At 51.1% G+C, this 19,098-nt stretch carries 16 protein-coding genes; 10 read left to right on the forward strand and 6 right to left on the reverse strand.

Annotated features, from left to right (window positions below; genetic code table 11):
• Window positions 1-5: 5 nt before the first annotated feature.
• The 3 genes from DFO56_RS19365 to DFO56_RS19375 form a co-directional block, all read right to left on the reverse strand.
• Window positions 6-953 carry a DUF1837 domain-containing protein gene (locus DFO56_RS19365; RefSeq protein WP_017459909.1) on the reverse strand — a complete coding sequence of 316 codons (948 nt, stop codon included), beginning with the start codon at window positions 951-953 and terminating at the stop codon, window positions 6-8.
• A gap of 371 nt (window positions 954-1,324) precedes the next feature.
• Window positions 1,325-1,528: an ogr/Delta-like zinc finger family protein gene (locus DFO56_RS19370; RefSeq protein WP_017459908.1), complete on the reverse strand. Its 204-nt coding sequence runs from the start codon at window positions 1,526-1,528 to the stop codon at window positions 1,325-1,327.
• A gap of 3 nt (window positions 1,529-1,531) precedes the next feature.
• Window positions 1,532-2,329: a hypothetical protein gene (locus DFO56_RS19375; protein WP_017459907.1), complete on the reverse strand. Its 798-nt coding sequence runs from the start codon at window positions 2,327-2,329 to the stop codon at window positions 1,532-1,534.
• A gap of 560 nt (window positions 2,330-2,889) precedes the next feature.
• On the opposite strand from DFO56_RS19375, the gene DFO56_RS19385 reads away from it, so the two are divergent.
• The 7 genes from DFO56_RS19385 to DFO56_RS19420 all read left to right on the forward strand — a co-directional run bounded on the left by DFO56_RS19385 (window position 2,890) and on the right by DFO56_RS19420 (window position 10,191).
• Window positions 2,890-3,156, forward strand: a complete 267-nt coding sequence (locus tag DFO56_RS19385; protein ID WP_017459906.1) for an AlpA family transcriptional regulator — start codon at window positions 2,890-2,892, stop codon at window positions 3,154-3,156.
• Window positions 3,153-3,701, forward strand: coding sequence for a host cell division inhibitor Icd-like protein (locus DFO56_RS19390; RefSeq protein ID WP_071957261.1), 549 nt, complete (start codon window positions 3,153-3,155; stop codon window positions 3,699-3,701). The genes DFO56_RS19385 and DFO56_RS19390 overlap by 4 nt, the downstream gene beginning before the upstream one ends.
• Window positions 3,698-3,925: a hypothetical protein gene (locus DFO56_RS19395; protein WP_017459904.1), complete on the forward strand. Its 228-nt coding sequence runs from the start codon at window positions 3,698-3,700 to the stop codon at window positions 3,923-3,925. The genes DFO56_RS19390 and DFO56_RS19395 overlap by 4 nt, the downstream gene beginning before the upstream one ends.
• Window positions 3,922-4,242 (forward strand): DUF5375 domain-containing protein, encoded by a 321-nt coding sequence (locus tag DFO56_RS19400; RefSeq protein ID WP_017459903.1) that lies wholly within the window; start codon window positions 3,922-3,924, stop codon window positions 4,240-4,242. The genes DFO56_RS19395 and DFO56_RS19400 overlap by 4 nt, the downstream gene beginning before the upstream one ends.
• 9 nt (window positions 4,243-4,251) lie before the next feature.
• Entirely contained in the window at window positions 4,252-6,585 is a 2,334-nt protein-coding gene (locus DFO56_RS19405) for a primase-helicase zinc-binding domain-containing protein (protein WP_045513747.1), read from the forward strand.
• Between the two features lie 1,168 nt (window positions 6,586-7,753).
• On the forward strand, window positions 7,754-7,927 hold the full coding sequence (locus DFO56_RS19415) for a GnsA/GnsB family addiction module toxin (protein WP_041852351.1): 174 nt from the start codon (window positions 7,754-7,756) through the stop codon (window positions 7,925-7,927).
• 689 nt (window positions 7,928-8,616) lie between these two features.
• Window positions 8,617-10,191, forward strand: a complete 1,575-nt coding sequence (locus tag DFO56_RS19420; RefSeq protein ID WP_045510839.1) for an ATP/GTP-binding protein — start codon at window positions 8,617-8,619, stop codon at window positions 10,189-10,191.
• Window positions 10,192-11,161: 970 nt separating this feature from the next.
• Here the strand turns inward: DFO56_RS19420 and DFO56_RS19430 are convergent.
• Window positions 11,162-12,859 (reverse strand): hypothetical protein, encoded by a 1,698-nt coding sequence (locus DFO56_RS19430; protein WP_147271692.1) that lies wholly within the window; start codon window positions 12,857-12,859, stop codon window positions 11,162-11,164.
• An 83-nt stretch (window positions 12,860-12,942) separates the two neighbouring features.
• Between DFO56_RS19430 and DFO56_RS25090 the strand changes: the two genes are divergently transcribed.
• A complete protein-coding gene (locus DFO56_RS25090) occupies window positions 12,943-13,065 on the forward strand; it encodes a hypothetical protein (RefSeq protein WP_255419536.1) in 123 nt (40 codons plus the stop codon).
• Between the two features lie 2,175 nt (window positions 13,066-15,240).
• On the opposite strand, the gene DFO56_RS19440 is transcribed toward DFO56_RS25090, so the two are convergent.
• A complete protein-coding gene (locus DFO56_RS19440) occupies window positions 15,241-16,887 on the reverse strand; it encodes an SgrR family transcriptional regulator (RefSeq protein ID WP_020454872.1) in 1,647 nt (548 codons plus the stop codon).
• Between the two features lie 119 nt (window positions 16,888-17,006).
• Window positions 17,007-17,228: a hypothetical protein gene (locus DFO56_RS24660; RefSeq protein WP_147271693.1), complete on the reverse strand. Its 222-nt coding sequence runs from the start codon at window positions 17,226-17,228 to the stop codon at window positions 17,007-17,009.
• 51 nt (window positions 17,229-17,279) lie between these two features.
• Here DFO56_RS24660 and DFO56_RS19445 point away from each other — a divergent pair, with 51 nt between their 5' ends.
• The gene (locus tag DFO56_RS19445) at window positions 17,280-17,831 is read left to right on the forward strand and encodes a peroxiredoxin (RefSeq protein WP_020454873.1); all 552 of its coding nucleotides are present in this window, start codon (window positions 17,280-17,282) and stop codon (window positions 17,829-17,831) included.
• 38 nt (window positions 17,832-17,869) lie between these two features.
• Entirely contained in the window at window positions 17,870-19,093 is a 1,224-nt protein-coding gene (locus DFO56_RS19450; protein WP_045510846.1) for a protein-disulfide reductase DsbD, read from the forward strand.
• Window positions 19,094-19,098 lie beyond the last annotated feature (5 nt).

A 19,098-nucleotide genomic window follows, 5' to 3' on the forward strand; every position in this document is an offset into this window, starting at 1 on the left:
AGATTTTAATTTTCTTTATAGTCTATTCCATGGATAGCCCTATACAACGATTTTTTAAACTCCCCCACATCTGTCATTGGTATTAAAAAGAAGTCCAAGAAACATGGTTTCACGTTTGGATATTTCGCTAATCTCTCATCAATCGCAGCTTTGATTGCCTTTTTTTTTGTGGTAAGCCATACATTAAAAAGATTTTCCGCTTCGGACTTATTAACTGCCTTCTCTTCAATTTTCTTTATTTCATTATCTTCAAAAACAAGTAAGACCGGATGAGTTTTAACACACTCAGAATAAATTTCATCTCCGGGAGTAAAAGCTCTATATATTAATTCCATAGTCTCAAAGTCAAAATTATTTGAAACATTAGTTCTAGCCATGAAAAGTTCATGCCCTAGAGCACCATTGGTATAGCTTCTAGTGAATCGATCAAGCGAATCGAATGCGCTGTCCAATGCGCCGCTAAAACTCTTATAAATCTTTGACTCACCAATTAATATTGATAAATTATTTCTATATACGCCAAAAAAAACACCATCACCACCTTTAACTTGATCATTTAAGTTACTTAAGCTAGTGATTTTATGTGAAACCATTGGTGTATTTAGTATAGCTTCTGACAGGATATAGAGAAGCAATTCACCGTATTTGCCATCCTTAACTGGGTTTGTGTCGCCGAAGAACTGAGCAGCCTTTCTAAAGGGAGTGACCCCCTCGGCCTTCATTTTACTTAAAGCCTCTTTATCAAATACGTAATGTTCAATTGCATCGGCCATCGAGTCAACTAAAGGCTGATGCTCTTGAATAACACCGCTGAAAGGGATGGTAAAGATCCTAGATACAATCTTGGCGTCAGTATCTGAGGGGTGATTTACCAATCTTGATTCAATCCAAGTATGTTTATTAACGATTAACTCTTTCCAGTCAATCAATTTGAGCTTTTCTACACTATCCATAGGTGAGCCATTCAATACTATTTCAGATTGGTCTTATTTTGAATCAAAATGACACAAGTCCATAGATGATCATTTAACCAGCCTTAATCAATATTTAATTAAGTATCACTACATGGCGCGCAGTGCTTTCCCCGCCTCGCCTGCCCGCTTTGCAGGGCGGTTTAAATGCAGATGCATGACCGGACTCAGGCCGTGCCAGTACTGGCGTGGGCGAGGTTCAAAAGTGCAGAGAAATAAATGCAATTAAATGCAACTGATGCATGCAGTGTATTTTTCGAAAAAATAACGGGATTTTTTGCTTTTTTTCGGGGTACAGAGGGCGCAGCCGGTAACGCGTACCGGCGCACATAAATCGGGATATTTTCGGGGAATTATTGCTGCTGAATATCTGCCTGCAAGCTCTCATTTTCCGGCATGGCCGGTCTGCGTATCACGCTGTCGAGCGTCTCGGTGGTGCGGAACGTGGCCGAGCATTCAATACTGATGCACTGGTGATAGCGCTGTTTGAGGTTTTCCGTCAGATAGCGGCTGGTGCGCGCGTGTGCGGGCTGTTTGCAGAACGGACAGTGAAACATGGCTCAGCCCTCCGCCTGCTTTCTCATTTCAGCCAGTCGTGTGGCGAGCAGTGTTCGCTTCACCGGGCTTTTATACAACGCCATATCCACGCCGGTCAGCGGCGGGCGGTACAGGCCAAGCTGTGAAAGTACCGGCTCCCCGTCCATATCGAAGGTGTAAAACCCGGCCTGAACGGAAACATGGCCGCCGAGCTCCTGAATCAGGGTATTGAGCGGGCGTTCCGTCTGCTGCATTTCCAGCGCGCGCAGACGCAGCACGAATGCCCTGACCAGCGCCGGGCTGATGGTCTTCATGGCATCAGCCCATTCGCTCTGAGCGTACAGGCCAAACGCTGTCCGGTGTTCCTCCACATACTTTTCACCGGAGGCGCAGGCGGCCAGCATGGCGCGGGATTTATCGGTTTCCAGCTCCGCAATCAGGGCGGTGAACTCCTCCGCCAGCTCACGACCGGCAATGCGTCTGCCATGTTCGGCTTTCAGCTCCGGCGTCATTTCGCCGCGCAGGGTGCGGAAACGCTCGCGCCAGCTCTGTTCCGCTTCGGCACTTTCTGTCAGGGCGTTCTCACGTTCCTTTTCGCTGCGGGTGATGGCCGCGCCGATGTCGTTCAGCTTCATCATGTTGCCGGTGTGGGCAGCTTTTGCCTGGTTGAACGTCTCAACGGCACGATTTACAGCGACCGCACTCTCTTCACTGGCCTTTTTATTCATGGCGTCGAGGGCGCTGTCGATAGCGGTGCGGGTTTTCGCGTCCTGGGTGCTGCCGAGGGTTTTCATCACGGCGGTAATCAGTTCAGTTTTCATGGCGGGGCTCTCTGTGTTGTCAACCTGAGCGTATTCTGCCGCGCCCTGCACAACGATACGACTGATTGCAGTTGTGGCCGGGATGGCACAGAAACCCGCTGAAAAAAATGGCTCGCCAGAAAGAGGTCTCCGGAAACCCCTCTTTCTGTTTGTTTTTCTGTAGTTAACTCTTCACTCTGTTCACTGAAAAATAAAAGAATAAGTAATACAGTAAGTTAAATGGTGAACAGTTGAGAAATTAAGTGTTCACCGACTGTTCACTACTGTTCACCGCACTTCTATGTCACGCATTTGCCGCTGTTATTTTTTTACTTTTTTCTTCCTGTTAATAACAGGGAATCAATAGGCAGAATAATATTTACCTGTATCATTTTTAACCTCCTGCCCACTATTCATCTATATTGCCCTATATTCATCACATGCTCATTTTTCGAGCGGCAATTAACTGGCGTTAGCCCGTTTTTCCCCTGTTGCATTCTCCGTTTTTATTCACAAAATAGAGCGCTACCCGAAGCCGGAAAGACACGACCGGCACTGTATGGACATTATGAGGTAGCCCGATGCACACCGCTTTTTCTTCCCCGTCTTCTGCCCCTGCCGCGCCGTTAATGCCGGTTTCTGACGTTATTCAGGAACGCTTTTTACGCCTGCCGGAAGTGATGCATTTATGCGGTCTGTCCCGCTCAACCATTTACGACCTCATCAGCCGGGAGGCTTTCCCGAAACAAATCTCTCTCGGCGGAAAAAACGTGGCGTGGGCGCACAGTGAAATCACTGCATGGATGAGCGATCGCATCGCGGCGCGTAACCGTGGCTGTGATGCATGATGTTGCCCGGTCAGCAAAACGCCCCTTTTTCTGGCTTGCTTCCTGTCAGCGTTTCCAGGTATAGTTTCCCCGCTGTCGCAAAATCGGCAGCCGGGCGTGAGAACCCGAGTTTCTTCAAGGCGACACCGGACGCGCCATGCGTCTTTTTTTGTGTCTATGCCTCTGTGCACCTGTTGTTTACGCACCGGTTCTTAAACCGTTGCTGTATCTGCGTAATGGTGGCTCAGGCGGGGCAGCCTTCGGGCTGGCCGGTTCCCTTGAAGGCCGGTTTCTCACCCCCGTCTGGGCTACCACCAGAGCGTGAGAACTCCGGTGGTAGCGATAACCGCTACTTCAAGGAGGTTGCCCTTATGGCTACGACCCTCACCCTGTCTCACCCGCAATTTATCTTTATTTTCGCTGCCGTTCGTCGTTCCGTACATAAACCGCGTGTCTGTATGCTGCGCACAGTTGCCGCTGATGAACGCACCGCCCGCCGTTCCCTCGTTCGCGATTATGTCCTCTCGTTTGCCGGTCGCCTGCCGGTTGCGGAGGTGCGCGCATGAACCAATCCATCCTCACCCTTGACGATCTCAGATATCTGGAGCACCTGCGCAATATCGGCCATCTGGTCAGCGAGCTGGCAGCGGAACAGGACAATGTGACCCTCCGCCGCGATCCGGCTGAGCGTCTGCAACTCATTTCCCTGATTTACCTGATGACGGATCAACTCGATGCCGTGATCGAGCGCTGCAACCGGCGCTGGCTCGACGGGGAGGAAAAGGTATGAAACAGCCGTTACCGCCCGCCCTGCGTGCCGCACTTTACCGCCGCGCCGTGGCCTGTGCCTGGCTGACCCTGTGCCAGCGTCAGCACCGTTACCCGCACCTGACACTTGATGCACTGGAATCCGCCATCGCCGCCGAGCTCGAAGGGTTTTATCTGCGCCAGCACGGCGAGGATAAAGGCCGCCAGATTGCCTGTGCGCTACTGGAAGATTTAATGAATGCCGCACCGCTTAAAAGCGCGCCATCGCTCTCCTTTCTCGGCCTCGCCGTGATGGAAGAGTTATGCGCCCGCCATATCACCGCGCCGGTCGTGCACTGAGGAAAAATAATGAAAATGAACGTAACGGAAACCGTCAGACAGGCGTGCGGCCACTGGCCGCGTATTCTCCCGGCGCTGGGCGTGAAAGTGATAAAAAACCGGCATCAGCCCTGCCCGGTGTGCGGCGGCGCTGACCGCTTTCGTTTTGACGATAAAGAGGGGCGCGGAACGTGGTTCTGCAACCAGTGTGGCGCGGGCGACGGTCTGAGCCTGGTTGAAAAGGCGCTGGGCGTGACGGTCAGCGAAGCCGCCGACCGGGTGAATGCCGTGACCGGCAGCCTGACGCCGGTTGCCCCGGCGGTGATTGCTGCTGATACGGCCGAAACTGAAGCCGGGCGCAGGGAGGCCGCCGCGCTGGCGGCCAGTCTGCTGGCGAAAAGCCGTTCAGCCACCGGTAACGCCTACCTGACCCGCAAGGGCTTTCCTGCTCTGGAATGCCTGACGCTGACAACCACTCACAAAACCGGCGGCGTGACATACCGCGCCGGGGATGTGGTTGTACCGCTGTATGACGACACCGGCGCGCTTGTGAACCTCCAGCTCATTAACGCTGACGGCGACAAGCGCACCCTGAAAGGCGGTCAGGTGAAGGGAGCCTGTCACCTTATCAACGGTGAAAAACAGGCGGGGAAACGCCTGTGGATAGCGGAAGGGTACGCCACGGCGCTGACCGTGCATCACCTGACCGGTGAAACCGTGATGGTGGCGCTGTCGTCCGTGAACCTCCTTTCTCTGGCGAGCCTTGCCCGCAACCGGCATCCGGGCTGTCAGATTGTCCTTGCCGCTGACCGTGACCTGAACGGCGACGGCCAGACAAAAGCCGCTGCGGCCGCAAAAGCCTGCGAGGGAATTGTCGCGCTGCCGCCGGTGTTCGGTGACTGGAATGATGCGTTTACCCTGAATGGTAAGGACGCCACGCGCAGGGCGATTTACGATGCCATTAAGCCACCGGTCGCGAGCCCTTTCGACACCATGAGCGAGGCGGAATTCACAGCCATGAGCACCAGTGAGAAGGCGATGCGGGTACATGAGCATTACGGCGAGGCGCTGGCGGTGGATGCTAACGGCCAGCTTCTATCCCGGTATGAAGCCGGAGCCTGGAAAGTGATGTCCCCGGCTGACTTCTCCCGCGATGTGGCCGCACTCTTTCAGCGCCTGCGCGCGCCGTTCTCGTCAGGGAAAATTGCGTCGGTGGTGGAGACACTGAAACTCATTGTGCCGCAACAGGGCGCTCCGGCACGGCGTCTGATTGGCTTTCGCAACGGTGTGCTCGATACCGTCAGCGGCACGTTCAGCCCACACCACAAATCCCACTGGCTGTGCACCCTGTGCGAGGTGGATTTCACCCCGCCGGTGGCGGGCGAAACACTGGTAACCCATGCCCCGCATTTCTGGCAGTGGCTCGACCGCGCCGCCGGTGGCCGTGCCGACAAACGCGATGTGATACTCGCCGCGCTGTTTATGGTGCTGGCGAACCGCTATGACTGGCAGCTCTTTCTTGAAGTGACGGGACCAGGGGGAAGCGGGAAAAGCATTCTGGCCGAAATTGCGACCCTGCTCGCAGGCGAGGACAACGCCACCTCCGCGACCATCGAGACGCTGGAATCCCCGCGCGAGCGTGCTGCCCTGATAGGCTTCTCGCTGATTCGTCTGCCTGACCAGGAGAAATGGAGCGGTGACGGTGCCGGGCTCAAGGCCATCACCGGCGGCGATGCGGTGTCAGTTGACCCGAAATACCGCGACGCCTATTCCACGCATATCCCGGCGGTGATTCTGGCGGTGAACAACAACCCGATGCGCTTCACTGACCGCAGCGGCGGCGTATCCCGTCGCCGGGTTATCCTGCACTTCCCGGAACAGATTGCCCCGGAGGAGCGCGACCCGCATCTTAAGGACAAAATCGCCCGCGAGCTGGCCGTCATTGTGCGCCAGCTTATGCAGCGGTTCAGCGACCCGATGACCGCCCGCACGCTGCTCCAGTCACAGCAGAACTCTGACGAGGCGCTGAGCATCAAGCGCGATGCTGACCCTACGTTTGATTTTTGTGGTTATCTGGAGGCATTGCCTGACGCTGACGGGATGTATATGGGTAATGCCAACATTATTCCGCGTCAGCCTCGCCTGTACCTGTATCACGCCTATCTGGTGTATATGGAGGCGCACGGCTACAAAAACACCCTCAGCCTGACCTCGTTCGGCAAGGGACTGCCAACCATGCTGAAAGAGTTCGGCCTGAACTATGACAAACGCCGGACAAATCAGGGTATGCAGACTAACCTGACGCTGAAAGAAGAAAGCAACGGCGACTGGCTGCCGAAGTGCGATGAGCCCGCAGTAAAATAACCTACCTCAGACCGGCAATTGCCGGTCTTTTTTTACCTGCACACCGGTCAGAGTCGGAGTGAACAGTTTTCCCAGAAATACCTTTTTACCCTCAAATGTTATAAGACCGCTCAGTGCCAACAGCAGACATTGATAACATTGAGATATGTTAATTTATGGGGAGCAGGTCACACGACTTGCAGTGGTTAAAACTGCCGAAACAGTTTAATCGCAGATGGAAATCAAAAGTTGCAGCATAACTACCATCATCTTGCCCTTTACCATGTGAAAACATTAAAACTCTGTAGACTCAATTCACCGCCGCCTTGCCTACACAAGAAAGGCAGCGGTTATTGGTCGATCAGAAAACATGAATCGCCCGGGTGGCTCCTGCGAATCACTATTCTGACTTCAAGCTGATACTTATCAAAGGCCACTTATTGTGGCCTTTTCTCAACATTAGGGATGCCTATGAAAAATGTTCTGGTGTTCTTCAATCGGCAGCCAGTGGTGGTTGTCAGGGTTGTAGATGGCACTACCACAATACTCCGTGAATACCCGAATGGTGAGGAAACTAACCTTAAGATTATGTATGCGGGAGTTCATTCGCTTACTGGCGATCATACTGAGTTTTGTGTAGCCTCAGACAGAGAGGTTACATCACATGAAATCGTCGAAGCTGCAAACAAACTTTTGAAATAGCTTGAGTTTGTTAATTTCTGAAAGTAAAAAAATGCCTTCTAAGCGAAGGCAATATTGAGGTACAGCATCGGTTCTTATTTTCAGTTCCCTCAGCTCCCGCTGAAGGTATGGACTCATCCATAAGTCATTCCCTGGGTCGGGGTGCGCATCCTTCAGGAGCCTCTCCAAGTGTGGTCTACAAACCATTTACAACAAGCGTAAGCGGAAGAATAAATTCAAAAAAGTTTTATTAACGGGGCAGAGGAAAGACTATTACGGCATTACATCAGGCATTCACTGTGTGTCTGTGATAATGCCAGGAAAAATATGGCAAGTGTCGGCTGCGGCCCGACACCAGATGTCCTGCGAACGAGGCGACCGGCATCGGCGGTTTGGGCATTGCAACCCACTCCCGATTTACCGGTGGCGTGAGGGATGATTCCTGTGCGCCCTCATGGAAGATAACCTATGATTTATAAAAGGTTGGGTATGAAAAAGGAGTACATATATGAAACCTGAAGAACTGGAGCGTAAAGCTGAGCAAGAAATTTCTGCTCTTATTACTAAAAAAATCGCTGAGCTACGGAAAAAAACAGGCAAAGAAGTTTCCGAGATCGAGTTTATACCGAGTGAGACCATGTCCGGTCTTGAGGGGTATAAAGTAAAAATAAAGCTTATGTAAAATAAATAGGTCGCTTAGGCGGCCTTTTTTATTGCTCCCAATTGACCTGCTTCCCGTTTATTAACGCGCGTTATCAGCTGTGGGATAAATTACGAACTTCCGCTGTTCGCTCACAGCAGATTATAACGTTTGCATCTATAAGCCTGTAGAGGTGAACAGTGAAGTGTTCACTATTCACCGAGCATTCACACGCTAACATTATGAAAATAAATTAAAAAACCACTTAGTGAACAGTATGAACAGTAAAAAACAAAAAAACTTTTTCCCGGTGTTGTTGATACAGAAAAAAGATCAAGAGTAAGAACAATCGGCAGCTTTAGACAGGCGAGATCGCTATGACATTTCATAATTGGTACACGTTTAGGTACACAACTGAAAGTTGAATTCGTAAAAAGCATTTATATTTAAATGGTTAAGAGATTTATTCAGACTCCGCCAGCCCACCAAATAAAACAAGGGGTTACGTGAAAACGTAGCCCCTTTTTTTTGGCTAAGTCCATTTTACGTCCACTCGCTTCGCTAATTTGCAGTCATCGCAGCAACCTTCGTAAGAAAAGGAAAGGAAATCTATCAACGTCTACCGCAGCATCCTTTCCCTCTCAAAAGTAACTTTTTCCTGCAAGGCTTGTTTTTGTTTGTAAGAAGATGAAAACTATCATCACACATAAGCAATAAGAACGGACCCTAACATGGCTAAAGATGATAAGATCGATAAGCCCAAGAAGCTGGCTTATAGAATAAAAAGAATTAACATTGAAAACCTCAAAGGTATAAATAACTGCCCTATCTCTTTCCCTTCAGATAAACCAGTCACTGCGATAATGGGAATCAATGGCTCTGGCAAATCAACAATCTTACATGCCTTATCTTGTGTTTTTAAACCAAAAGAAATATCTTCAAAAGAAAACAATAGATTTTCAGATTTTTTCACTCCTCACAACGAAAATAACTGGCAAGATAGTAAATTTTCCGTAGATTTCAGAACAGGCGAGATAACAAATCAGGGTGACAAGATTATTTTTAATGAAATAAAAAACGAAGAAGAAAAAAATATTGTCTATGGTAAAGATAAGAGGTGGACACCTGTTTACGCACGAAGATTGGAAAGAGAATCTATATATATAGGGCTGCAAAACCTTGCAACCCTAGCTGATAACTCAGGAGCATCAAGATACTCAAAATACGATAGATTAGATATTTTCGATAAAGAACAAAAAAATAGAATGACGTCAGCGTTAAATAAAATTCTCGACGCAAATTACACCGATCTTTTTGAATGCCAAACAACAAAGGGAAACAAAAAATTCATAGGAATGGTTAAAAATGGCGTCGAATATACAGAGCATACGATGGGAGCTGGAGAAAAAAGAGTTTTTGAAATAGTAAAACATGTTTATAGTGGGGATTTAAAACCTAATGGGCTCCTTATTGTTGATGAAATAGATGTTTTACTTCATGAAAGGGCATTCCATGAGCTTATAAATTTTTTAATGACAGAAAGTAAAGCTATGTGCTTCGAGGTTGTTTTCACTACACATAGAGAATCAGTAATAAAATTTAAAAATCAAATAAATATCATCAGCATCTGGAATATAGGTAATGGTATAGAAGCTTATCCAGGAGTCTCTGCTGATGCCCTAAGACAGATATCAAATGTAGAACCTGATATGGTCAACGTGTTCGTAGAGGATAGCCTAGCAAAAACAGCATTGGAAATATTGGTCGAAAGTGAAGGTATAAATGAACAGGTTGACATATCACTTTTTGGTTCGGCTGAAAACTCAGCAGTAATTTTATCCGGTTTAAAATTGACGGGTAAAAGAATTGACACCAGCTTAGCGATATTAGATGGCGATTATTATATTACTAGAGATGAAAAAGTCGCGATGGTAAATAGGGTGCTATCAGGAACAGATAAGAGAGTAGAAAAAGAAGAAGTTCTATCTAGAATATTTCAATTTAACCTTGACATTACCGATGTAAAGGGTTCTCCTGAAAAGAACCACCGATTGTGGTTTGAAGGTATAGATGAAAAAAAAGTACCTGAAACTGATAAAACCATGTTCGAAAATCTTAGAAAGCACTCGAGAAGTATTGGTGCCCTTAGTGATTACCATGATTATTATTCGGAGTTAGCCCGAAGATCAAAACTAGAAAATATTGAATATAAAATTTTGACATACATCAGCAAATATAGTGATAAATGGGAATTCTACATATCAGACATTAAAGATAAAATAAATAACGCCATTGCCGCAATATAAATGGTTTTAAGGGCGTGTCTTTTACGCCCTTCTTTTAAATTAGACCAATAACTTGAAAATAACAATTTTTTTGCCTTTTTTATTAATTGCCTATAAGTGGAATTTGCTTAAACACTTCATCATAATCTTCAACGTTCCGGCAGCGATTAAATTTGTTCTTGGTTATTTCCTGCCAATGTGCATAAGCCGCCTGCCATGCAGCCAGCTCATCAGGGAAGTTCGTGTCAGCAATTGGTAGCCATTCAAAAGATCCGCCTTACGCCTCATGATAACGCACGTCCCATCCCTCACAGCATGACCACAAAACGTATCGCTGATCTGGCTCCCCATTGCTGGGCAACGCATCTTTTTTGTAGCCTTTCCCCTCTGACCAAGAAGATAAAAACTGCTCCATTAATGTAAACCCACTTCATTTTGTCAGCCCCTGACATTGACAAACACTGTATATCGGTACACATAATTTCAGTGTCACCAAATTTGTTAACTCATCCGTAAGCCCTGCCACTTCTGGCCATTTGCTCTCATACCACATCACCATTCCTCACGTCTCGCGATCCTTTCCGGTGATGTAAAATCACAAAAACCCTTTTAAAACATGAATATGAATTTTCAGCGAGATCCTTTGCAGATCCTGAAAACTGAAAAACACTGAAATTCTTTTCAATCTTTTCAGTTCGGATTTACCCGCGGCTCACCAGCACTGGCACGCCCTGGCGGTGTGGTTTGTAGAAAAATAAAACTGAAAAATTTCCCCGATCCAAAACCCGCAGGCGGGTGCGGTGTAGTGCCGTTTTTGTCTGCGACACGTTTATTTTGTCTGTGCGTGGCTGCGCCAGCGAAGCGAGGCGGGCGCGATCCTTTTGATGGCTTGCGTGGTGATGGGGTGAGAGACGGAACGCTCACAGCGCGTTACAGCGCGTCTGGTTTGCGGGTACAAAAAAGCCCGCAGGGTGCGGGCTGTGGGATGGGATCAGGCAATGATGCCTTGGTACTTACTGCGGGTCTGCCCTGCCCTGGTGGCCGTCTGCGCAAAGGCGCTCGCATTGGTCGGTGCGCTGGTGTCAGGGTGCGTATGCCCGGCGCACTGCTGTGCCAGTTCGGCCAGTAAATCAATGGTGTCCAGCATCATGGACAGGGTGTTAATACTGTCATTGCCGATATGCACAGTCCCGCCGATGATCTGCTGGCTGGCTGCGATGGACTGCCGGTGTGCGGCAATCTTTTCCGTCAGCGCGGCCAGTGTCTCAACACGGATATTCCCCGCCACTTTGGTGGACTGCTGGCCGGTGATATCCGTTTCAGCATCGCCCTTCACGCTGGCCAGATATTTTCCGCCGGTGGCCATCGCAAAATCGCCGCTGGTCACGTTCTGGATATGCCCGGCCATCAGTGTGGCCGTCCCCAGTACCGTGGTTTTATCCGTCGCCTTGATCGTGGTTTCCCGCGTCACCATTTCGCGGGTTTCGTTGTCGGCCTTCACGCTGCGCGACATCGATGTTTCACGGATAGCCTGATCGGTCTGGCGCTCCCAGTCGCCGCCCTGGGTTACCCGCTGCGACACTTCGGCGCGCTGCTGTTGCAGCTGTTCGCCGGGTTTCACGTCCGGCAGGCTTGTCCCGTCCGGCACGGTCTGGCGGACAAAAGGCTTATCCGGTCTGCCGCCGGTAAATCCCACTTCGACCAGCGTCCCTTCGGGCGGAAACTGGAACATCCCCGAATCGTTACCGGCCATCGGCACCGGCAGCGGCACGGCGGAATAAACCGGCGTGTTATTGTCCGGGTTGCCGTCTGCGTCAAGCAGCTGCACGTCAACGGCATAACGAGGCCGGAACGGATCGGCAAAATTGCCACTGCTGGCCGGTTCGCTTGCCGCCATCACCCTGGCGAATTTCGGCAGGTGCATACCGCTTGCCAGCTCCGGAAAGTGATTCTCCATCTGTCGCTGTGCCGGTGTTTTTTGCAGTGGCGCGCCGGTTGCCCGGTTGCGGGGCGTCCAGGTGATCACCATCGTGTCGTTTGTCAGGTTAACCTTTGTCACCCGTTCGCCGTTCATTTCCACACCGGGGCGCAGGGTCTGAATCATCGGCAGCGTCATGCTGTTGCCGCCCGCAGCGGCCTGGCTGAATTCGTGCGGGATATCGACCGGACGCCCGGCAAACAGTGACTTTTCCGCCCCGCCGACATACAGCGAGCCATCCGGCAGCGGATACCAGAGATAATCCGCCACGGAAAAGGCTTTGCCGAGGTTGTTCAGCAACTGGAAGCCGGTGCCGGAATGGGTGAAGTGCGGGATTGGTTTGTCACTGTAACCGGCCTGCGGCACGGCCACGGTCAGCCCGCTGTTCTCCGTCAGCCAGGCAGCGATTTCGCGCAAGGTGGGATGCTGAAACGAGCATGGCCACGGCTTTTCAAACACCCCGGCCAGCTCACGCACAAAAAGGCGCACAAAACCTTTTTCCGCAGGCTGGGAGCGCTCAACATAGCCGGTAAACCAGCGGAAAAGCGCATCACCGTACCCGATATCGAGGCGCACCACCCTGCCGGTGTAGTCCTGTTCCGTTTCGGCGGTGATGAAGCCGCGCCCGCAGGTATTCAGTTCCAGCACCATGTTCACATCGGCGGCATGCACCTCATCACCGGACAGGTACAGACGTTTAATCGGTTTCATGATTACCCCAGCGCGTCGTTACCGTGGTAGTGCGAAAATCGGCTGAGCTCAACCAAAAGAGCTATCAGTTGCTGAACATGCATATGAAGAAGATGAACGACTTCAAAAAGATTGTCAGCCAGACGGCCACCACCACGCAGCTTTATGGCGAAAGCGGAAGCCGCAGCAATGATGCTTCGGGTAATGTTTACCGCATTTCCGTGTAACGCGACGTCTTCTCTGTGCAGCATTCAGCATTAACACCATGTCATGGCGACTTACGCGCCCGTGTTGTTTCCCGCGCCAGGTTCGGAAGTGATTCTCTGCTTCCGCGCCTGGTGTGTATCTCCTGCCCGTGCCTGGTGTGTATGTCCTGCCCGTGCCTCACGCGTTGCCCCTGACGCATAGTACCTGAACTCTCTTTGCGCGGATTTTCTGCGCATCATCTCCTGTATCCGTTCGGCATAGCCTACCGACGCGGTGATTGACCTTTCTTGCGGGCTGCGGGCTGGTATTTCATTCCATTGGTTTCTTCGGCGTGCTGTCGGGCAGGTGGTCGATGGCTAAGCCAACTCTTTTCTTAACCCGGATCTTCTCTTCTGTGCTGTTAGCTGGCGTTCAGTTCCGGCGTTTTCCTCTGCGTGGCATTCGTGTGCCAAAGTCAGTACCTTTCTTCTGTGCTGCTAGCTGGCATTCGGTTCCGGTGTTTACTTCTGCGCGGCATTCGGGTGCTAAAACCAGCATCTTTCTTCTGCGCTGTAAGCTGACTTCCAGTCCCGGTGTTTTCCTCTGCGTGACGTTCGGGCGCGAAAATCAGCGCCTTTCTTCTGTACCGTTAGCTGGCGTTTAGTTCCGGTGTTTTCTTCTGCGTGACGTTCGGGCGCGATAATCAGCGCCTTTCTTCTGCGCTGTTAGCTGACTTCCAGTTCCGGTGTTTTCCTCTGCGTGGCGTTCGGGCGCGAAAATCAGCACCTTTCTTCTGTGCTGCTAGCTGGCATTCGGTTCCGGTGTTTGCTTCTGCGCGGCGTTCGGGCGCCAAAACCAGCATCTTTCTTCTGTGCTGTAAGCTGTCTTCCAGTCCCGGTGTTTTCCTCTGCGTGACGTTCGGGCGCGAAAATCAGCACCTTTCTTCTGTGCTGTTAGCTGATTTCCAGTTCCGGTGTTTTCCTCTGCGTGGCGTTCGGGCGCCAAAGCCAGCATCTTTCTTCTGCGCGGTTAGCTGCCGTTTAGTTTCGGTGGTTTACCCTGTGTGGCGTTATGGTATTCATTTGGCCTTCAGCGCCTGTCCGGACGGCTGCAATTTCCCGATGCGCGCTTGCGTTCTGTTTTACGGCCTATATCCATAGCACAATCCTCTGTGCGGTTTATTTGACCATCAGCGTTGGTTATCTTCGTACTAGTCTTAGCGATAAACCCGCGCAGAATGCCGCTCCCAGGGCATCCCCTAACAAAAATGTTTCTAAATGTTTCATTAATTCCGACGATGAGTGTGAGGTCAATCGCATTAAAAAACAAAAGCGCTGATTTTGATCCTTTTTTTCCGGTTAAAAATGCTGCCTGATCGGGGGATGACCAGAGTAAATAATTGGCGCTTTTTTAATAAGGTTTTTTTGTTCTGTTTTTTTACCCCCGGATATATCAATCGGTAGAAAAAAGGTTATTTACGAACGCATCAAAAATAGAGAAAATACATTCAAGCAATGCAACAGGACGTTTTACCGGTTCATTCTGATTGGTGCTTTGCTTAAATCCCCTCTCGATGAAAGGCGTGATCTTTAGTTGCCATATGTCGGGAAACCTGGTGACTAAACTATATTACTGTGGCAATTAAACAGTACATTAGTTGTCATATGTGATGTAAAACCACTATTTCGATTGCCACCTTGGGTGGCATTTTTTTTGCCTTTTTTTCAGTGCGTTAAGCACGGAAGGTAAGCAGAAAATCAACAAAAACAGGAAACAAGGGAAAGGTCTGCATATTTTTCTCAGCACGCAAGCTGGAAAATTAAAATGCAAAGAGGAGATATAAAAAAGGTAAACGTCAGGAATGGGAATTACTGTAATTCAAAAAAACAGGAGATATAAAACACCATAAAAATATCCATTTATTATTTTAATGGATATATTCTGATGGTTTTATCTTATTAGCGAAAAAAATAGATGGCAGCGTGTTTGGCAATGACTGCGGAGGAGTATTCTACCGTATCTTTTTTAATCGTCCAGTTTCTGCCGTCTGCGATGTTAACACTACAACCCCTTGTTATAGTTAAACTTTATTGCAAAACCCCGAAAAAACGACACCACAAGGCAACTTTTAATATCGTCAGCGTTAATTTTCCATGCCAATTTCCGATTTTAAACACCAAAACTAACGAAAATCACGACATTTTAAACCAGAAAAGCTACTCCTGTTGCGGTTGTATGCTCTCGGCAGGCTGCGACTCATCGGTCCATAGCCTTGTGAAATCGGGCCAGCTTTGCGGGTAGCAAAAAACCCCCTGCACGCTGGCGGGCGTTACAAGACGGTAGCGTTGCGCAAGCAGCGGCACGATCCAGCGGCGGTTACTGAGAAAGCGCATCAATCTTTTGACGCGCTGGCTATAGCGCTCAGCAGGCCCGGCATTAATACGATCAAGAATGCTGATCCCGCGCCGCCAGACCGCTTCGCCCCAGAACCAGGCCCACATCACGCTATGACGGTATCGCTCTTCCATGCTGAAAGCATCATGCTGCTCAAAACGCAGAAAACCCATGCACAGATCCTGCTCGGCCCAGTTTTTATCCTGCAACAGCCAGTGCGTCACGCTTATCGGCGTCAACGTTACCTTGCACCCGCGATAACGCAGGCTTTTTGCCAGCTCATCTACCAGTTTGCGCATCTCCGTTGAGCGAAAATAGACAAGATTCAGGCTATCCGGCAACAACGCCTGCACATCCGGCTCGTGGGTTGGCTGCAGCCACTCCGGCAGCGGGCCGAGCGTCTCTTCCCGCTCAATCAACCCCGCGCAAATACAGCGCGTAACGCGCCGGATAAACGCCTGCTGCTGCGCATTTAAACGTCCGCGTGCCTGGTTGAAGGTGACATAGTAGAACGCGTCGGCATTATCCCGTTCGGTCATGGCTTCTGGCGCAATCATCGAATGAGGCGTATCCAGACGCACCAGCGCCGGCAGCGGTGCGACACTGAGCGGCGTGTTGTAAACAATCTCCGACGCCTGCGGTGTTTCACCATACCAGGACGCCGCGCGGGTAAGCACCAGTTGGCTGCTTGAGTGCTCACTCACTTTAAATGGCCCCAGGCCAATGGAGCCGTTGCGCGGATGCGGCAGCGCATAAACCGGGTTTGCCAGCCGGTAAAGCAGCATGTTGTCTCGCTGGCCGAGCTGCATCGTCAGCACATAATTTTCGCATTTCACGTCCATGACATGCGGCAGGCCTGGGCCACCGGCATAACGCTCGAGTGTCTGCCGAAGCTGCTCAGGCAGCACAGGCTCGCCGTTATGCCACACCAGACCGCGACGCAGAATAAAACGCCAGCGCAATCCATCTTCACTGCAGGTGATGGTATGGGCAAGACCGGGGATCGGCGCAACTTGCTCAGGAATATGGCGCGCCAGACCGGCATGCACCATTTGTAAAATATGCCGCCCGGCGCGATCGGTGTGGATGGAAGGAATCGGCGCCAGCAGCGGCCGGTAGAAAGAGATGAAATAGCGAAAGCCATCGCTGGAATAGTGCGGCTGCGCCTGCACGGCCGCCATTTCGGTTTCCGATGCCGGGTACTCACCAGCCACCAGCGTCTCCAGCGCCGCCGCATTCATACGGCATTGCAGTACGCCAAGCGCGCCACGCCCCGGGCGGGAATTCCACACCAGCCAGCCCTCCTCCTGCATTTCATGGAGCAAAGAGCGCGCATAGCGCGACGTGCAGGCTAATGTATCGGCGATTTGTGCCAACGATACTTCATGGCGGTGGGTATTATAGCGGGTGAGCAGCCGATTATAACGGCGCAACAAACTCCCTTTTTTAACGGCAGAGTTATAGAGCATTAAGGTTTCCCAGCGTCACACAAGGAAGTTAAAAGATGAGCCATCAGGCCAGAGGAAAGCCTCTTAAATGTAGCATATGAGAAAAAAGCCAGAATCGACGCCGCCGCATTCCGTGCGCTTTATAACCGTCCTCTAAGGGCAGTAATCATATGACAAACAAGGCTAAATGGGTAATTTTCATTTGAAACCCTGCCACTATTTGTCAGGTTAACCAATTCAGATTTTTCATTGATATTCTTTTCCAGCACACCATAAAAATGCACATGACGCAGCATTACGCGCCACGCTTGCCGGGAAAATAACGCTATTTTTTTAAAGCTGCGCGAAACTTTTGCCGGCATTCGAACGAACTGTATATGAGCGTTAACTGACTTCCCCAACTGGAGCGCAACATGATCCCGATGAAAAAACTCGTTCTCAGCCTCACCGCCGCTGCACTGTTAAACATCGCCAGTGCCCACGCGGCCCTGCCCACCGGTTCGCAAGCACCGGACTTTAAATTACAAGGCGCGCTGGCCGGAAAACCGCTCACCTTCTCGTTGCAGCAGGCACTGCAAAAAGGCCCGGTGGTGCTCTACTTCTTCCCGGCGGCGTTCAGCAAGGGTTGTACCATCGAAGCGCACGCCTTCGCCGAAGCGACGGACGATTTCAAAAAACTGGGCGCAACAGTGGTTGGCGTTACCGCTGGCAACACCGACCAGGTCGATGAATTTTCAAAACTGGAGTGCCGCGACAAATTCACCGTCACCGCCGATCCGGGCGCGAAAGTGGCGGCGCAATATGACACGCTGATGAAAATGAACGGCAAAACCCTCTCGGATCGCACCTCTTATGTGATCGCGCCGGATGGCAAAATCCTGCTGAGCTACACTGACAGAAACCCGGAGACGCATATTCAGAAAACGATGGAAGCGGTGAAACAGTATGCGAACACGCATTCGTAAACAGCCCCGTTAATGTCGTTATCCATCAGAGAATCGCTATGTTAACCGCCATGCTCGCCGCCTTCGCAGGCGGCATTATTCTCAACTTTATGCCCTGCGTGTTTCCCATCATTTCGCTGAAAGCGCTGGGGCTGCTGCGTCATACGCAACGTCCGGCGCAAACCCGCAAAGAGGGGCTCGGTTTTTTACTCGGCTGTGTGCTGACCATGCTGGCGCTTGCGGGCGTGTTGCTGGCGTTACGCGCCGGGGGAACCGCCGTGGGCTGGGGCTTTCAGTTGCAATCGCCGCTGGTGATCGCCTTTCTGGCGCTGGTTATTCTTGGTGCGGCACTCAATTTGCTCGGCGTGTTTGAGGTCGGGCTGTCGGTACAACGCGCCGGCGAATTAACCATAGAACGCGGGGCATTTCTGCGTGCGGCGCTGACCGGTGCGCTCTCAATCATTGTCGCTACCCCGTGCGCGGCCCCGTTTATGGCGGGCGCCATCGGCTACGCGCTGGTGCAACCGCCCGCCGTGGCGCTGGCGATATTCGTCGCACTGGCGCTCGGTTTTACCGCGCCGTTTACGCTGATTTCACTGTTTCCGGCGCTCGGCAAATGGCTACCGCGCCCCGGCGCGTGGATGAATACGCTAAAACGCGGGCTGGCCTTTCCGATGTTTGGTGCCTTCGGCTGGCTGGTGTGGGTACTGGCGCAACAAGCGGGAACGACGGCGCTGGCGGCTATTCTGGCGGCGGCCGTGGTGGTCAGTTTCGCCGCCTGGCTTTACGGCATGGCGCAGCAGCGTCGGTTCGCCGGGCGCGGTCATAAAGTGCTGTTTGCGCTGACCGCAGCGCTACTGCTGGCCGCGATTGTTCCGCTGCCTTCGGTAGTGCAAAGCGGCGCGCCGCTTACGGCGAGCAATACGGTAGAAGAGGTCAAATGGTCGCCGCAAACCGTGGCGGATAATCGCGGCCACGGCAAGGCTATCTTTGTCAATTTCACCGCCTCCTGGTGCATAACCTGCCAGGTGAATGAAAAGACCTCGCTCTCGACACAAGCCGTGAAAGAGGCGCTGGCGAAAACCGGCACGCTGTATATGGTGGCGGATTCGACCAAATTTAATGCTGATATTGATGACGCGCTGAACGAGCTGGGGCAAGGCAGTTTGCCGCTGTATGTGGTCTACCCGGCGGACGGCAGCGCACCGCATATTTTACCGCAGGTGCTGACCCCCTCAATTGTCGTCAACGCGCTCACGCAGGCCAGCGGTAAAAAAACCTGAAGGCG

Source organism: Kosakonia sp. AG348, from assembly GCF_003337365.1.
Taxonomy (GTDB): domain Bacteria; phylum Pseudomonadota; class Gammaproteobacteria; order Enterobacterales; family Enterobacteriaceae; genus Kosakonia.

What these genes read in the sequence shown, in the direction of transcription:
- DFO56_RS19365 (WP_017459909.1), bottom strand. Translation starts at nt 953, where the DNA reads ATGGATAGTGTAGAAAAGCTCAAATTGATTGACTGGAAAGAGTTAATC.
- DFO56_RS19370 (WP_017459908.1), bottom strand. Translation starts at nt 1,528, where the DNA reads ATGTTTCACTGTCCGTTCTGCAAACAGCCCGCACACGCGCGCACCAGC.
- DFO56_RS19375 (WP_017459907.1), bottom strand. Translation starts at nt 2,329, where the DNA reads ATGAAAACTGAACTGATTACCGCCGTGATGAAAACCCTCGGCAGCACC.
- DFO56_RS19385 (WP_017459906.1), top strand. Translation starts at nt 2,890, where the DNA reads ATGCACACCGCTTTTTCTTCCCCGTCTTCTGCCCCTGCCGCGCCGTTA.
- DFO56_RS19390 (WP_071957261.1), top strand. Translation starts at nt 3,153, where the DNA reads ATGATGTTGCCCGGTCAGCAAAACGCCCCTTTTTCTGGCTTGCTTCCT.
- DFO56_RS19395 (WP_017459904.1), top strand. Translation starts at nt 3,698, where the DNA reads ATGAACCAATCCATCCTCACCCTTGACGATCTCAGATATCTGGAGCAC.
- DFO56_RS19400 (WP_017459903.1), top strand. Translation starts at nt 3,922, where the DNA reads ATGAAACAGCCGTTACCGCCCGCCCTGCGTGCCGCACTTTACCGCCGC.
- DFO56_RS19405 (WP_045513747.1), top strand. Translation starts at nt 4,252, where the DNA reads ATGAAAATGAACGTAACGGAAACCGTCAGACAGGCGTGCGGCCACTGG.
- DFO56_RS19415 (WP_041852351.1), top strand. Translation starts at nt 7,754, where the DNA reads ATGAAACCTGAAGAACTGGAGCGTAAAGCTGAGCAAGAAATTTCTGCT.
- DFO56_RS19420 (WP_045510839.1), top strand. Translation starts at nt 8,617, where the DNA reads ATGGCTAAAGATGATAAGATCGATAAGCCCAAGAAGCTGGCTTATAGA.
- DFO56_RS19430 (WP_147271692.1), bottom strand. Translation starts at nt 12,859, where the DNA reads ATGAAACCGATTAAACGTCTGTACCTGTCCGGTGATGAGGTGCATGCC.
- DFO56_RS25090 (WP_255419536.1), top strand. Translation starts at nt 12,943, where the DNA reads ATGAAGAAGATGAACGACTTCAAAAAGATTGTCAGCCAGACGGCCACC.
- DFO56_RS19440 (WP_020454872.1), bottom strand. Translation starts at nt 16,887, where the DNA reads ATGCTCTATAACTCTGCCGTTAAAAAAGGGAGTTTGTTGCGCCGTTAT.
- DFO56_RS24660 (WP_147271693.1), bottom strand. Translation starts at nt 17,228, where the DNA reads ATGCCGGCAAAAGTTTCGCGCAGCTTTAAAAAAATAGCGTTATTTTCC.
- DFO56_RS19445 (WP_020454873.1), top strand. Translation starts at nt 17,280, where the DNA reads ATGATCCCGATGAAAAAACTCGTTCTCAGCCTCACCGCCGCTGCACTG.
- DFO56_RS19450 (WP_045510846.1), top strand. Translation starts at nt 17,870, where the DNA reads ATGTTAACCGCCATGCTCGCCGCCTTCGCAGGCGGCATTATTCTCAAC.